17 protein-coding genes are annotated in these 14844 nt (G+C 60.2%); 16 read left to right on the top strand and 1 reads right to left on the bottom strand.

The window, feature by feature from the left end; genetic code table 11:
• Positions 1 to 421 precede the first annotated feature (421 nt).
• The 6 genes from ABNK63_RS16280 to ABNK63_RS16255 all read left to right on the top strand — a co-directional run bounded on the left by ABNK63_RS16280 (position 422) and on the right by ABNK63_RS16255 (position 5844).
• A complete protein-coding gene (locus ABNK63_RS16280) occupies positions 422 to 1378 on the top strand; it encodes a DUF932 domain-containing protein (protein ID WP_350016217.1) in 957 nt (318 codons plus the stop codon).
• A gap of 12 nt (positions 1379 to 1390) precedes the next feature.
• On the top strand, positions 1391 to 1843 hold the full coding sequence (locus tag ABNK63_RS16275) for a hypothetical protein (RefSeq protein ID WP_350016216.1): 453 nt from the start codon (positions 1391 to 1393) through the stop codon (positions 1841 to 1843).
• Between the two features lie 68 nt (positions 1844 to 1911).
• A complete protein-coding gene (locus ABNK63_RS16270; RefSeq protein WP_350016215.1) occupies positions 1912 to 2889 on the top strand; it encodes a lambda-exonuclease family protein in 978 nt (325 codons plus the stop codon).
• A gap of 10 nt (positions 2890 to 2899) precedes the next feature.
• Positions 2900 to 3799: a hydrolase or metal-binding protein gene (locus tag ABNK63_RS16265; RefSeq protein ID WP_350016214.1), complete on the top strand. Its 900-nt coding sequence runs from the start codon at positions 2900 to 2902 to the stop codon at positions 3797 to 3799.
• A 615-nt stretch (positions 3800 to 4414) separates the two neighbouring features.
• Entirely contained in the window at positions 4415 to 4648 is a 234-nt protein-coding gene (locus tag ABNK63_RS16260; protein ID WP_350016213.1) for an AlpA family phage regulatory protein, read from the top strand.
• Positions 4649 to 4809: 161 nt separating this feature from the next.
• The gene (locus tag ABNK63_RS16255; RefSeq protein WP_350016212.1) at positions 4810 to 5844 is read left to right on the top strand and encodes an inovirus-type Gp2 protein; all 1035 of its coding nucleotides are present in this window, start codon (positions 4810 to 4812) and stop codon (positions 5842 to 5844) included.
• 191 nt (positions 5845 to 6035) lie between these two features.
• On the opposite strand, the gene ABNK63_RS16250 is transcribed toward ABNK63_RS16255, so the two are convergent.
• Positions 6036 to 6680 (bottom strand): hypothetical protein, encoded by a 645-nt coding sequence (locus ABNK63_RS16250; protein ID WP_350016211.1) that lies wholly within the window; start codon positions 6678 to 6680, stop codon positions 6036 to 6038.
• A gap of 366 nt (positions 6681 to 7046) precedes the next feature.
• On the opposite strand from ABNK63_RS16250, the gene ABNK63_RS16245 reads away from it, so the two are divergent.
• The 10 genes from ABNK63_RS16245 (at position 7047) to atpA (ending at position 14760) form a co-directional block, all read left to right on the top strand.
• A complete protein-coding gene (locus ABNK63_RS16245) occupies positions 7047 to 7649 on the top strand; it encodes a DUF4433 domain-containing protein (protein WP_350016210.1) in 603 nt (200 codons plus the stop codon).
• Between the two features lie 2 nt (positions 7650 to 7651).
• A complete protein-coding gene (locus ABNK63_RS16240; RefSeq protein ID WP_350016209.1) occupies positions 7652 to 8764 on the top strand; it encodes a macro domain-containing protein in 1113 nt (370 codons plus the stop codon).
• Between the two features lie 422 nt (positions 8765 to 9186).
• Positions 9187 to 9543, top strand: coding sequence for a 6-carboxytetrahydropterin synthase QueD (gene queD, locus ABNK63_RS16235; protein WP_350017232.1), 357 nt, complete (start codon positions 9187 to 9189; stop codon positions 9541 to 9543).
• Positions 9544 to 9809: 266 nt separating this feature from the next.
• Positions 9810 to 10196: a phasin family protein gene (locus tag ABNK63_RS16230; RefSeq protein WP_204109948.1), complete on the top strand. Its 387-nt coding sequence runs from the start codon at positions 9810 to 9812 to the stop codon at positions 10194 to 10196.
• Positions 10197 to 10456: 260 nt separating this feature from the next.
• Positions 10457 to 10822 carry a hypothetical protein gene (locus tag ABNK63_RS16225; protein ID WP_350016208.1) on the top strand — a complete coding sequence of 122 codons (366 nt, stop codon included), beginning with the start codon at positions 10457 to 10459 and terminating at the stop codon, positions 10820 to 10822.
• A 3-nt stretch (positions 10823 to 10825) separates the two neighbouring features.
• Positions 10826 to 11644 carry a F0F1 ATP synthase subunit A gene (atpB, locus tag ABNK63_RS16220; RefSeq protein WP_350016207.1) on the top strand — a complete coding sequence of 273 codons (819 nt, stop codon included), beginning with the start codon at positions 10826 to 10828 and terminating at the stop codon, positions 11642 to 11644.
• Positions 11645 to 11712: 68 nt separating this feature from the next.
• Entirely contained in the window at positions 11713 to 12006 is a 294-nt protein-coding gene (gene atpE / locus ABNK63_RS16215) for a F0F1 ATP synthase subunit C (protein ID WP_007807016.1), read from the top strand.
• A 104-nt stretch (positions 12007 to 12110) separates the two neighbouring features.
• The gene (locus ABNK63_RS16210) at positions 12111 to 12581 is read left to right on the top strand and encodes a F0F1 ATP synthase subunit B (RefSeq protein WP_007807018.1); all 471 of its coding nucleotides are present in this window, start codon (positions 12111 to 12113) and stop codon (positions 12579 to 12581) included.
• Between the two features lie 3 nt (positions 12582 to 12584).
• Positions 12585 to 13118: a F0F1 ATP synthase subunit delta gene (locus tag ABNK63_RS16205; protein WP_350016206.1), complete on the top strand. Its 534-nt coding sequence runs from the start codon at positions 12585 to 12587 to the stop codon at positions 13116 to 13118.
• Between the two features lie 91 nt (positions 13119 to 13209).
• Positions 13210 to 14760 carry a F0F1 ATP synthase subunit alpha gene (atpA, locus tag ABNK63_RS16200; protein ID WP_204109946.1) on the top strand — a complete coding sequence of 517 codons (1551 nt, stop codon included), beginning with the start codon at positions 13210 to 13212 and terminating at the stop codon, positions 14758 to 14760.
• Positions 14761 to 14844: the final 84 nt, after the last annotated feature.

Below are 14844 nucleotides of genomic sequence, written 5' to 3'. Positions count from 1 at the left end.
GATCCACCGTCGGCTACTTTCGCTTTGGGTCGGTTGCCGCCGTCCGATGGCTCGTTAAAGATCATGCTTGTCGGCGAGATGGTCATCTTCGATCGGTCAGGTGATGCATTTTTTCCAGTGCATGCACCCCCATCAAAAAAATCTCGGATCCATATTACTCATGTGAAGCCGGTGGTCATCGGCTTCGCGTTTGTACGCTCCGCGTCGCAGCGTTCGTAAGGGGTACCTGACTCATGACAGGAAAACTCGACACGGTCTACTGCGTCCTAGTGGTAGCTACCGCGGTTCTGGTGGGCATCGTTCGATGCACCCGCTGTGGTGACTTCAAAGCTCCCTGATCCAACGCGTCACAAGCACTGCGCACAAGGCCCGGCATGTCCGGGCCTTGTGCGTTTATGCCACTACTAACGAGGAAACGAACATGCACTTAGTTGAAACAATGGCCTACGCCGGCGAGAAGCCGTGGCATGGCCTGGGCAACAAGCTTGCCCCGCAGCAACCCATCGAGGTCTGGAAGAAGAACGCGGGCATGGACTGGCAGATCGAGCAGTCTGAAGTCCGATACATCTCCGGCAACAACAACGTCGGAGTCATAAACGCCTTCCCGGGGCAGAAGGTGCTGTACCGCTCCGATACCAAAGCCCCATTGGCGGTGGTATCCAAGCGCTTTCATGTCGTGCAGCCGGGCGAGATCCTGGAGTTCTATCGCGACCTGACCGCCTGCAACGGCTTCGAGCTGGAAACGGCAGGTGTGCTGCGCGAGGGCCGCAAGTTCTGGGCGCTGGCCAAGACAGGCCAGAGCAGCACGCTCAAGGGCCGCGACCGCGTGGACGGCTACCTGCTGCTGGCTACAGCTTGCGACGGCACGCTGGCCACCACGGCGCAGTTCACCTCGGTGCGGGTTGTCTGCAACAACACTCTGCAAATTGCGCTGGGGAACGCCAGCAGTGCGATCAAGGTGCCACACCGCAGCCAGTTCGATGCAGAAGCGGTAAAGCGCCAACTGGGGATCACCGTGTCGTCCTGGGATGGCTTCGTGGTTCGCATGAAGGCGTTGGTCGATCGGCCGGTGGATCCCGATTCGGTCGAGGGTCTGCTGCGTCGGGTGCTCACCTATGCGGCACCGGACGGTAAGCCACCGGTGGTCAACGAACAGGCCTTGGCCACGGTCCGCTCGCTGTACGAGGGCGGTGGCCGCGGCGCGCTGATGACGTCCAGCCGCGGCACGGCATGGGGTCTGCTCAACAGCGTGACCGAGTTTGTCGACCATCACCGCCGGGCACGCAGCGACGATCACCGCCGTGATGCGGCCTGGTTCGGCCAAGGGGCGCAGATCAAGCAGCGTGCCTGGGACGAAGCCATGAAGCTGGTGGCCTGAAGGAGAGATGCCGTGGGACTGGATATGTATCTGGAAGCCAAGTGGCATGTGGTGCCCTGCGACTCGCAGACGGAGCCGATGCGCCGTGCCATTGGCGCGGCCATCGGCTACGTGCCATCGAGGGAGAAGCCAGGTCGAGACCCGTCCTTGCTGGAAATCAGCGGCGTCACGGTACGGGTCGGTTATTGGCGCAAGTTCGGTGCCTTGCATCGGTGGTTCGTGGGCAACGCACAGGAAGGGAGCGATGACTGTTGCCCGGCCTATGTGGACAACCGTTGCCTGCAAGATCTGCAACGGATGTGCGAGCGAGTGATCGACAATCCGGCATGCGTGACTCAGCATTTTTCCGGCGAGGATGGTGCCGATCTGGATGTAGAGGAACTGCAGTACACGCTGGACATACTCAGTCACGCCATCGTTCTGCAGGAGCAAGGCTGGGACATTTACTACCGCGCCAGCTGGTGAGATCACTCCGATGCAAACGTCATAACGCCCGGCCCTTTGGCCGGGCTTTTTCTTTGGGGGAGACACAAATGAAGAAGCATGCGGCACTGCGATTGGTCGATACGCGCACGCTCGACCGAGGCCAATGGCTGGAAGTGCGCCAGGGCGGTATCGGCAGCTCCGATGCCGCGACGGCGGTAGGCCTCAACCCCTACAAGAGCCAGCTTGAGTTGTGGCTGGAGAAAACCGGGCGAGTCGCGGCCAACCAGGAAAGTCCCGGGATGGATGATCCCCGTTACTGGGGCACGTTGCTCGAACCCTTCGTCGCGACCGCCTACCAGGAGAAAACCGGACGCAAGGTGCGCCGCATAAATGCCGTACTCCAGCACCCCACGTTCAACTTCATGCTGGCGAACATCGACCGGGAGGTTGTGGGTAGTCCGGAGGTGCAGATTTTGGAGTGCAAAACGGCGGGCGAGTTTGGGTCCCATTTGTGGCGCGACGGTGTGCCGGAGTACGTCCAGCTGCAGGTACAGCACCAGCTCGCCGTGACGGGCAAACAGGCAGCGGATGTCGCGGTGCTGCTGTGCGGCCAACAACTGGAGATCCATCGCATCCAACGGGACGAGGAGGTCATCGCCCGCCTAGTCGTGCTGGAGACGAAGTTCTGGGAGTGCGTGCAACACGACATCGAGCCGCCGGCCGATGGGAGCGAGTCATCGGCACGCGCCTTGCGTCAGATGTACCGTGGCAATGACACCTCGCTCGACTTCAGTCAGGACGACGCTCTGTCCCAGACCTTCGCTGCGCTGTCAGCGCTGAAGACCGAGGTCGACGAAAAAGAAGAGCTGGCCGAGCAGCTCAAGCAATCCATCCAGCAGGCGATGGGCGATGCCTCCAAGGCGGTGTTCGCTACCGGCGAGGTGACATACAAACGATCCAAGGACGGCACAAGCCTCGACACCAAACGTTTGGCTGCGGATCTCCCACAGATTGCCGCGCAATACACCGTACCTCGCCCCGGCTCGCGCCGGTTCATGCTGTCTCTCGCATCCGATCCCACGTAAGGAATTTCCCATGTTGAAAGGTTTGGCCATTACTCCGCCCGTCCTGGGGCGAATTTCCATTGGGCGCGTGGTCGAGCGCAACGGCAAGCGCCTGCCAGAGAAAGACGACCAGTTCACCCTGACCACCCAGGTCCAGAGCCGCGATGGCTGGGTGCTGCATCCGTCGGATGAGGCACTGCGAAAGGAGTCGGGTGGCAAGCTGCGATCGATCCCGGTACGCATGCTGTTCAACGACCCGGCGCTCAACCTGCGCGCCGACTACTCGCTATTCGATCGCACCACGGGCAGGCCCGTGTGCGTGGGTAATGGTGAGACCTGCCGGCGCATGGGGAAGGAGGGGATGGCCAGCCTTCCGTGCGTGGGTCCTGATGCATGTGGCTTTGCCAAAGGCGAGTGCAAGGCGTATGCCCGTCTGAATGTGCTGGTAGGCGATGGTGAGGTGGATGCGCTGGGCTCGTTTGTGCTGCGGACTACATCCTTCAACACCATCCGCACGTTGGCAGCGCGGCTCCAGTACTTCCATGCCGTGTCGGGTGGTCGGCTCGCGTGCCTGCCGCTGGAGCTGAAGCTGCGAGGCAAGTCCACGGCGATGAGCCACCGCGCGGCGATCTTCTACGTCGACCTGGTGATTCGTACCGGCCTGACGGTGGAGCAAGCCATCGTCGAGGCACGCCAGTTGGATCAACAGCGACGGGACATCGGCTTTGATCAAGAGGCGCTGGATGAGGCTGCCCGCAAGGGATTTGCCAATGGGGCCTTCGAGGACTTGGCTGAAGACGTGCCGGCAGTGGTGGAAGAGTTCTATTCCGGCACAGAACAAGGGGGTGGCGACGCCCTGAGCGCCCCCGAAGTGACTACTGGCCTGCGCGGCAGGCTTGACGACAAGGTCGCCCGTCTGGGGGCGGCCTGATATCAACAACGAGGAGAACGCGAATGTTTCGAGTCATAGGCATCGTGGTGGTGTACGGCTTTGCGCTTTACGGCCTTGGCCACTATCTGGGTCGTTAGGCGCAGGTATCGACGATATGCGGCGATGCGGGATGCATACAAATGCACCGACGGGCGATCTCGCGTAGCGCGAGATGCGGAAAAACCTGTGAGGTCGATGAGAGGTCACCTCCTGCTTCATCGGCCGGATTTGCGGCTGGCGCGCGTGGAACCAAGAGCGAGGCACTTTTCTGAGTGCCGCGCTCGTTCCCAAGCTGTCCTTGCAGCGCGTGGATGTTCACTAGGAAATGGCGAGCAGAGCGCGAGTCCTGGGGCGCGCGCTCTGTCCACTTCCTTTTTCTTTTCCTGAAGGGTTCGAACGAGCCAGCTAGCCCGGAAAGGGCGAAATAGCAGGGGGAGGGCCCAATTTTCGGGCTCCGGAACCAATTTACGTCATTGCGGGGCTGTCGCTCATCTGGACCATTGAGAACAAAAGCCACCTTCTGCCTACGTATTTTTTCTACCTGCGGCTGCAGGTTCTAGGCGGGGAAGGTGCGTCTGACTAAGGTGAGCAAGCAACACAAAACAGGAGCACATCATGAGTAACCAGCCATCCACTCGCTTCAGGATACTGCGGCGGCCCACCGTCGAAAAAGCGCTTGGAATCGGTCGTTCGACTCTCTACAGCTATGGAGATCCGAAGTCCAGCCAGTTCAAACCGGACTTCCCCCGGCCGGTTCGCTTGGGAGGCAGCGTCGGTTTTCTGGAGCACGAGATCGAAGAGTACATCAAGGGCCTGATGCAGGCCCGGGAGGGAGTCGCACGACGTTAACTTTCTTGGCAAGCGCTTGGGGATATCCATCGATTCGACCGAATATCGGCAGGCTATCCCACCCATCGAGCCCCAAAATAGATTTGAAACCGGGCATTTGAAATAGGAGTGAACACTGTTTGTTGTTTGTTGTATTACTTAATTGTCAAAGGTAATGGGGAATGAGTAACGAGATCACAAACTTAGAAGACTGGTCTTTTATATGGCTGGAGAATGGCAAGAGGGCTATCACTCATCAAAGGACGCATGCACGCGATGTGAAGCTGATTGTCGAAACGATGGCTCAGGTAGTCCAAACCAAGGTTCGTCTCTTCTACACCGAGACTCAGGCCAACCGGACGATCGCGCGTGCGACCCCGTTGGGGGTACGGTTCCTCAGGTGCCTCAAGGCCGACACCCAAGCCATACACCGCCAGTATCCACAGCATCGCTTCAGTCCGCTGTACATCATTTTCAAACGTCATACCTCTGCAATTCGGTATGAGTACGAAAAGCTACATCCGGGCACAGTCGAGTATTTGAACAACGCCGTGAGCAAGATCCGGAGACTGGCTCGTGGAACCGCAGTTCCCAAGCGCTTGGACAATTTGAAGCGTGCAGAACGGGACAATGCCAGGCGAGCCAAGGATTTGCTGACAGATCTACGCAAGCACTACTCGAAGCTGGTCGTCATCCGAATTGATCTAGAGTATTTCTCTGAGTACGGACCGGGAGGATTCCATGGTCAGGGAATCGATCTGAAGGTTGCGCAGGAGCACCGTGATCAATTCCTGGACTACCTCAGGCGTGGACCGTTCGAATATTGCATGGCCGGCTACGTCTGGAAATTGGAGTGGGGGTTCGAGAAAGGTCACCACCTCCATTTCGCAATCTTCCTGGATGGGCAGAAAGTACGCCAGGATATCGTCATTGCCGATGCCCTGGGTGATCACTGGAAGATCATCACCGAAGGGAAAGGGATGTTCTACAACTGCAACAAAGCCAAGGAGAAATATCAGGAGTGCGGGATCGGAACTATTCTCCGTAGCGACGACGGTTCGTGGGAGACGCTGAAGAAAGTTGTACGCTACCTCACGAAGGTGGATTACTACGTGCGATTTCAGGTGCGGGATCGCAGCCGGACCTTCGGCGCGGGCGGTGTCTACCCGCCCAATCCTCGACAGAACCGCGTGCGGCAGACCATCTCCCCAAGTTAACCAACCAGTTTCCAGAGGTGATGGGGCAACTGGCCGGATCATGACTGTCGCGACTGGCGCTGGTGTCATCGACGCTCACGGCTCTTGACCAAAAATGTGTTCCAACAAGGCGGCAATCCAATTCGCGCTGAGCCTCAGCGCACGTCAGCCACTTGTGCGATGTGTACCGAACGAGGCGTCGCTGCAAGCGGTCAGCGACGCCTCGTCTCCTCGAAGGCGGCCACGATGGCAAGTTCCGTGTTCAGCCATTCACGAAGTTTTCGTTTCAAGTTGGACGACGTCAGCACCCAGTTGAGCGATTCGTTTAGGACATTTATTTCTTTGTAGATCAGCGAGACGACCTGTGCCTTGGACTTCCAGCCTTCAATAGGTCGTTTCGTCTTGATCAGTCGCACCATTTCATCCTTGAGGGGTTGAAATCGTGCATTCCTATTGGCAGTACCTTTTTTTGAGGCGTCCCTTAAAATCGTGTCACGTGTCGGTGGCCGATAAGAGCAGTCCTCCACCCAAAAGGTGGCACTTTCGACGGCCTTCTGGGATGCCGCGAGTTGGTCGACTTCAAATAGTCGCTGCGCATTCAAGAAGTTGGCAGTCGCCATCCAGAAGGGAACCTCGGGGTGGCGCTCCGGGCTTGTGAGAAAGTGGATCCGGAGTTCGTGATCCATTTCTCTGACGGTTCGGCCCGACTGCAGCGATTCAACAACATTCTTGAAAAGCGTCTCGTAGGTTTCGCCAAACCGGACTTCGTCGTATAGCTCGGCTATACGAGCGAAGCCGCCCTTGATGGCCTCGGCAATTTCAAGTGCGGTGCGGCTTGGGGAATGCGAAACATCCATGAGATGAGTTCTATCTGGAAAGGCATTGCCAAGCTTAGCGCCAGTCCAGCTAGTTGTGGCGAACAGAGATCGATCCTCGTGCCATCATGACCATTCCTACGGTTTCCAGGTCGTCGAGCTCACCGTGTGGTGAGCTTTGGTCGGATGGCGAGTAGCGCGGAGGCTGCCGAGGAGCGAGCGACTCAGTGAGGCCGATGGCCCACACTGATCAAATCGCGGACAATGATCCGCACAATGGACCATCCTCCAAACTTGTCTCAACGAAGCCAGTCACCACCTCTGGGCGGAAGCGCCATCGGCTGTCGCACTTTCAATGTGGCAGAGCCCTCCAAAGCTTGTTGCTTGAGCACGGCAGCTGATTAGGCCATGGACCCACGCGTCACTGAGCTTCACTCCATCATGCCGATGGTCAACATCGGCTCTGTGATGGCGCATGGCATCCTGTCGTACGAGCGCGCGGCAGCACAGGCACATGCCTCGGTGGCCATGCAACCGGTGCAAGATCTGCGCGATCAGAAAGTGGTTCCGGGCGGCTTAAAGCTCCATCAGTACGCCAACCTGTACTTCCACGCGCGCAACCCGATGCTGTTCAAGCGCCTGGGCGACGCGGCGAACTTATGTGTCCTGCGTGTGTCGACAGAAGTGCTGACGCTTGAGGGTACCGTCATTTCCGACCAGAACGCTGCTAGCAGTTGGGTGCGCTTCCTGCATCCTTCCCAGTGGTCTGAACTGGCATTCGATGACATCTATGCGATGGACTGGCGGCACCCGGATGACCCGGTGGCCTATTGGCGGCACAAGGCGCGCAAATGCGCTGAAGTGCTGGTGCCACACCGGGTGGAATCTCGATTTCTGAGAGGCACCTATGTCATTGATGTGCAAGCACAGCAACGGCTGCTCGGGCTTGGATGTGGCCTGCCGGTGAGTGTTGATCCGGTGCTATTCTTTCGTCAAGCTGGCGGGGTTTGATCATGTTCAAGGCGCTCATCGGGGATATGTTCGAGAGCCGGGCGCAGGCCTTGGTGAATACGGTCAACTGCGTCGGCGTGATGGGCAAGGGTGTGGCCGAACAGTTTCGCAAGCGCTACCCCGCCATGTTCGAGGACTACCAGCGCCGCTGTGAGCAGAAGGCCGTGCGTCTGGGCGAGCCTTACCTGTATCGCGACGCCTCCGGCACTCTGATCGTGAATTTTCCGACCAAGGGGCATTGGCGTTCCGCCTCGCGGCTTGCGGATATAGAACGTGGCCTCGATTACTTCGCTGCCCATGTGGACGAATGGGGACTTGCCAGTGTGGCGATGCCACCGCTCGGTTGCGGCAACGGTGGGCTAGAGTGGAACGAGGTCGGTCCTCTAATCCACCGCAAGCTGCACAAGCTGCCGATCGACCTGGAGCTGTATGCGCCTTACGGCACGCCAAAACCACAGTTGGCCGAGGAGTTCCTGACGGCACCGTCCCAGATGAGTCTGGAAGGCAAGGGTCGTCGATACGCGAAGATGAATCCCGACTGGGTGGTCCTCATGGAGGTGCTGCGCGAACTGCAGGCGCAGCCTTATGCCAATCCGGTGGGCAGGACGATTTTTCAGAAGATCTGCTATGTCGTCACCGAGATGGGCGTGCCGACAGGGTTTAGGTTCGGCAAGGGTTCCTATGGTCCGTACTCCGATGACGTAAAGCCGGCGCTGCACGACCTTGCCAATCGAAACTGGCTGATTGAGGAGCCGTTAGGGCGCATGGTGGCGCTGCGCGTTGGGCCAGAGTATGCAAAGGACCGCTCCCGGTTTGCGGAACGGATTGCCCTGCACCAGAAGAAGATCGCCAAGACAGTTGACCTGTTTAGCCGGATCAAGAGCACAGAGCAGGCCGAAGAGGTGATGACCGTGCTTTATGCCAGTCGTCAACTCAAACAAGGAAACGCCTCCGCGGACGTCGAGGAGCAACAAATCTACGATTTCATCCTCGACTGGAAGAAGTCTTGGAGCAGCGAGGAAAAAAAAGACGCTGTAGCCGGTGCCATCCGTAATCTCGTCGTACTGGGCTGGATGCGGGCACGCATCAGCGAGTCGATGATCGAGGCCGCCTAACGCGTGATTGCGCGGGATAAAACGGGTGCTACGCAGGACCGTCCTACTGCAGGTTTAAGTGACAGCCATTACAATAGTGGGCGTCACGAAGTAGCTACCGCGAAGCACCTGACGGTAACTTTGACGGTAGGCGTTGTCTGCGAATTCCAAAGAGCAGTGCTGGACAAAGGTTTGGTGGCCCTTGTTCGAGTGCACCCATACCACCAAACGCCTCTTTGCAAATCGCGGAAGTCGATCGCAGACCTTGCATAACCAAGGTGCCCGACTTTCTTGGCGCCTGCGATTTCTTCCTGTGTTCCGTCAGCCATGTCCTCAGGTGGAAGCTGGCCTCTGTTCGTGAGGTCATTGCGGCGCAGGCTGGCTGGGAGTGTCCTCTTTCTACCGATGCCGGGCGGCTTTGCGGCGGGCTGTACAATCGACCGATGAACATCTTCAAAGTATTCACTCTCGAAGCAGCCCACCGCCTGCCCAACGTGCCGGAGGGCCACAAGTGTGCGCGGCTGCATGGGCATTCGTTCCGGGTCGAATTGCATTTGACTGGCGATGTGGGCGCGGAGTCGGGCTGGGTGATGGATTTCGGCGATGTCAAAGCGGTGTTTCAGCCGATCTACGAACAGCTCGATCATCACTATCTCAATGACATCCAGGGATTGGAGAATCCGACCAGCGAGCGGTTGGCGGTGTGGATCTGGGATCGGCTGAAGCCCGCGCTGCCGCTGCTTTCCGAAGTGGTGGTGCATGAAACCTGCACGTCGGGATGTCGATACCGGGGCATGTGACCCGGACGCCTGACTTCGCCGGGCCCCTTTCCTGGCCAACCCACCTGACCGTGCCCGGCTCTGCAGTCTTCGGTCGAGGGCGGGGTTGACTGGTTTCGGGATGAGCGCTTTGACGCGGCGCGATGTGGCCCATGGCGACTCCAACAGATCGTTTTTCCTGAATATTTCCCCGATGGTCTGGTTGTCGCCCGGAAATATATATTGCACTGCACAAAATCTTTCGCTAGAATGGCTGCCACTACCCCATCCTCAACGAGGACCAAGCCATGACGCAGCAGTTCAACAACCAGCTTTTCGCTTTCACCAAGCAGTTCACCGACAGCGCTTTCAAGGCGCAGTCGCTGGCCTTGAAGGGCCTGGAGACGGTCGCCGAGCTGCAGCTCAAGGCGCTCGAGGAGCAGTCCAAGGTCTCCGCCCAGTTCGTCGCCGAGGCGATGGAAACCCGCGACATGGACGGCCTGCGCAGCCTGTGGGAAAAGGGCAGCAGCCTGAGCCGCGAGAATGCGGAGCGCGCCGTGGCCGTTTCGCAGGAAGTGATCGCCGTGACCCAGAAGACCGCCGAGTCGCTGAATGCCCTCGTGCAGGAGCAGCGTCAGGCTGCCAATGACGCGGTCGCCGCGCCGGTGGCCGCCAAGAAGGCTTCCGCCAAGTAATCAGGCGGGATCAGTTGCGCTCTGCGTGACCCGAACAGGGCCGGACTTCGTTCCGGCCCTGTTTGCGTGTGGCCTCGAAAGATCCTGTGGCAGGGCTCCGCGGGGTTCACAATTCAATGCGTTAAGCGTGCCGCGGGAGACAATGTCGCAGCTTTCACGGCTTGTCCCGGCAACTTTTCAACTGCTATACTTTTACGGATTGGATCGTGGCCCGCAGCTGTATCGGTGCCGCCTGCTGCAGGCCGCGCGGAGAAGCTACGTTGCTCAACAGTCTTGCCTCCGGTCGACGCATCGCGCTGCGCATTGTCCTGCTGCAGTCGCTGGTGGCGTTGCTGGTCGGCCTCGTGTTTCTCGCATCGGGACCGCGTGAAGCGGTTTCGGCTGCTGCGGGCGCGACGATGGTGGCGCTGGGTACCGCGCTGATGTCGGCGCGATTCTTCAGCGGCGTGACGGGCGCGGGTCAGGCGTTGGGTCGTTTGCTGACGGGCGTGCTCCTGAAATGGATCGTGATCGTCGGAGGGCTGATCGTGATCCTGTTCCAACTCAAGTTGCCACCGCTGGCCGCCATCACGGGGTTGGCGGCGGCTTACGCGGTTTATCTGCTGGCGTTCAGATTCAAGGGTTGATCCATGGCAAGCGAGCCGACTGGCGGTCTTACCGAATACATCCAGCACCATCTCAAGCACCTGACTCCGCATGCCAGCGAGGGCGGGTTCTGGGCGGTGCACGTCGACTCGGTCACCGTGTCGCTGGTGCTGGGCGTGCTGTTCTGCCTGTGGTTCTGGCTGAAGGCGCGCAAGGCCACGGCCGGCGTGCCGGGCAAGGGTCAGGCGTTCGTCGAGATCATCCTCGAGTTCGTCGATGGCCAGGTCAAGGACGTGTTCCACGGTGATCGCCGCGTGCTGGGGCCGCTGGCGTTGACCGTGTTCGTCTGGGTGTTCCTGATGAATGCGATGGACCTGCTGCCGGTCGACCTGATGCCGTGGATCACCGAGAAGTTCGGCGTGGGTCATTTCCGCGCCGTGCCCACCGCCGACATCAACATGACGTTCGCGATGTCACTGACGGTGTTCGTGCTGATCATCTTCTACAGCTTCAAGGCCAAGGGCGCCGGCGGCTACATGAGCGAGCTGTTCACCGCGCCGTTCGGCAAGCATCCGCTGCTGTGGATCCCCAATTTCGCGCTGAACCTGGTCGAGCTTGCCTCCAAGCCGGTGAGCCTGGCGATGCGACTGTTCGGCAACATGTATGCAGGCGAGCTGGTGTTCATGCTGATCGCCGGCCTGTTCAGCGCCGGTGCCGGCCTGGCGGGCTGGGCGCTGTATGGTGCGGGCATCATCGGCTACACGGTGTGGGGCATCTTCCACATCCTGATCATCTCGATCCAGGCGTTCATCTTCATGGTGCTGACGATCGTGTACATCTCGATGGCGCACGATCACCACTGATCGGCATCTTCGAATCATCTGCTGCAACCGCTTTGTCTATTCCAGTTTGAATTTCTCAGGAGACTACCGTGGAACATCTCGTCCAGTTTGCACAAATCCAGGGCTTCACCGCCATCGCGCTCGGCCTGATCATCGGTTTTGGTGCGCTCGGCGCCTGTATCGGTATCGGCATCATGGGTTCGAAGTTCCTTGAAGCCGCCGCGCGTCAGCCGGAGCTGGTGCCGCTGCTGCAGGGCCGCATGTTCCTGCTGGCTGGTCTGATCGACGCCGCGTTCCTGATCGGCGTGGCGCTGGCGATGTACTTCGCCGTGGCCAACCCGCTGCTGGGCAAGGTGCTGTCCGCCGCTGGCGCGGGTCAGTAAGAAGCACGCTCGCGATGGCGCCCGTCGAGGCGTCATCGCGTATCTGGCGCGGGTTTCCCTGATTCCCGCGTTTGTCTTGTTCCGTATTTACAGGTAACGCAGCGATGGATTTCAACGCGACCTTGATTGGCGAAATGATTTCGTTCGCCATCCTGATCTGGTTCAGCGTCCACTTCATCTGGCCGCACATCAACAAGGCCATCGAAGATCGCCAGGTCAAGATCGCCGAAGGCCTGAATGCCGCCGAGCGCGCCCACGCCGAGCTGAAGAGCGCGGACGTGAAGGTGGCTGGCGAGATCAAGCAGGCGCGCCTGCAGGCGTCGGAGATCATCGACAAGGCCCAGCAGCAGGCCAATCAGATCATCGAAAAGGCCCGTGGCGAAGCGATCAGCGAGATCAACCGTCTGAAGGCCGCGGCGCAGGACGACATCGCGTCTATGGCGCAGCGTGCGCGCGACCAGCTGCGTGAGCAGGTCGGTGCGCTCGCGGTGCAGGGTGCCAGCAAGATCGTGCAGCGCGAGGTGGACGCCTCGACGCACAAGGCCCTGCTCGACCAGCTTGCGGCCGAGATCTGATCGATGGCTCAGGCAATCACTCTCGCCCGTCCGTACGCCCGCGCCGCGTTTGAAGTGGCGCACGCGTCCGGCACGCTGGCTTCGTGGTCGCAGTCGCTGGCGTTTGCGGCGGCGGTGGCCGGCGACCCGCTGGTGGCCGGCCTCGGCAACGATCCGCGGGTGCTGCCGGCTCAGCTGGTGGCGCTGCATCTGCCAGCCGGCATGGCGGTCGATGCGCCGTTCGGTCAGTTCCTGAGCGAGATGGCCGAACAGCGTCGGCTGGTGTTGCTGCCCGAAGTGGCCGAGTTGTTCGAGACGCTCAAGCGTGAGTCCGAGTCGCAGCTGCTGGTCAAGGTGACCAGCGCGATGAGCCTGGACGCAGCGCAGTCCGAACAGCTCAAGGCTTCGCTGAAGCGCCGTTTCAAGCGCGAGATCGAACTGGAGACCTCGGTCGATGCCTCGCTGCTGGCCGGCGTGGTGATCGATACCGGCACGGAAGTGATCGACGGTTCGGCGCGCGGACGTCTCGCGCAGCTGGCCAGTGCGTTGAGCCAATAAGTTTTACGCGAAGTCCGTTTCGCGAAGAGCAAAAGCCGGTCATCCATGGCCGGACTCTTCAAAAGAGAATTCAATTCCGGGATAGGCAACCATGTCCAGCACTACACTGAATCCGTCCGAGATCAGCGAACTGATCAAGAGCCGCATCGAGCAGTTCAAGCTCGGTGCGGAAGCGCGCAACGAGGGCACGATCATCAGCGTGTCCGACGGCATCGTGCGCATCCACGGCCTGGCCGACGTGATGCAGGGCGAAATGATCGAACTGCCGGGCAACGCGTTTGCGCTGGCGCTGAACCTCGAGCGCGACTCGGTCGGCGCGGTGGTGCTGGGTGAATACCAGCACCTGCGCGAAGGCGACACTGCCAAGACCACCGGCCGCATCCTCGAAGTGCCGGTTGGCCCGGAACTGCTCGGCCGCGTCGTCGACGCGCTGGGCAACCCGATCGACGGCAAGGGTCCGATCAACGCCAAGCTCAACGCCGAAGTCGAGAAGGTCGCGCCGGGCGTGATCTGGCGCAAGTCGGTCGATCAGCCGCTGCAGACCGGCTACAAGTCGGTCGACGCGATGATCCCGGTCGGTCGTGGCCAGCGCGAGCTGATCATCGGCGACCGCCAGACCGGCAAGACCGCGCTGGCGATCGACGCGATCATCGCGCAGAAGGGTTCGGGCATTAAGTGCATCTACGTGGCGATCGGCCAGAAGCGCTCGTCGGTGGCCAACGTGGTGCGCAAGCTGGAAGCGCACGGCGCGCTGGCGCACACCATCGTGGTGGTCGCCTCGGCCTCCGAGTCGGCTGCGCTGCAGTACGTGGCGCCGTATTCGGGTTGCGCGATGGGTGAATACTTCCGCGATCGCGGCGAAGACGCACTGATCGTGTACGACGATCTTTCCAAGCAGGCCGTGGCGTATCGCCAGATCTCGCTGCTGCTGAAGCGTCCGCCGGGCCGCGAAGCGTATCCGGGCGACGTGTTCTATCTCCACTCCCGTCTGCTCGAGCGCGCATCGCGCGTGTCCGAGGAATACGTCGAGAAGTTCACCAATGGCGAAGTGAAGGGCAAGACCGGTTCGCTGACCGCGCTGCCGATCATCGAGACGCAGGGCGGCGACGTTTCGGCGTTCGTGCCGACCAACGTGATCTCGATCACCGACGGCCAGATCTTCCTGGAAACCGACCTGTTCAACGCCGGCATCCGTCCGGCCGTGAACGCCGGTATCTCGGTGTCCCGCGTCGGCGGCGCCGCGCAGACCAAGATCGTCAAGAAGCTGTCCGGCGGCGTGAAGCTGGCGCTGGCGCAGTTCCGCGAGCTGGCCGCGTTTGCGCAGTTCGCCTCGGATCTGGACCCGGCCACCCGCGCCCAGCTGGACCGTGGTCAGCGCGTGACCGAGCTGATGAAGCAGGCGCAGTACGCGCCGCTTTCCATCGCCGAGCTGGCGCTGTCGGTGTACGCGGCCGAGAAGGGCTACCTCGACGATCTGCCGGTGAACAAGGTGCTGGCGTTCGAGAAGGGCCTGCACGCCTTCATGCACCAGAACCACGAAGAGCTGATGAAGAAGATCGTGGCCACCGGTGACTGGAATGGCGACATCGAAGCGACCTTCAAGGCCTCGCTGGACGAGTACAAGAAGACCGGTAGCTGGTAAGAGGAGCCGGGAACAGGGAATAGAGAATCGGGAATCGGGAATAGGAAGAGCCACGGCGCATCGCGCTCCGCTTTGAACCATTCC

It is taken from the genome of Rhodanobacter sp. IGA1.0 (assembly GCF_040208325.1).
Classification (GTDB): Bacteria; Pseudomonadota; Gammaproteobacteria; order Xanthomonadales; family Rhodanobacteraceae; genus Rhodanobacter; species Rhodanobacter spathiphylli.
The sequence above is the reverse complement of the archived record's forward strand: the minus strand, read 5'-3'. Positions and strand labels throughout refer to the sequence as shown.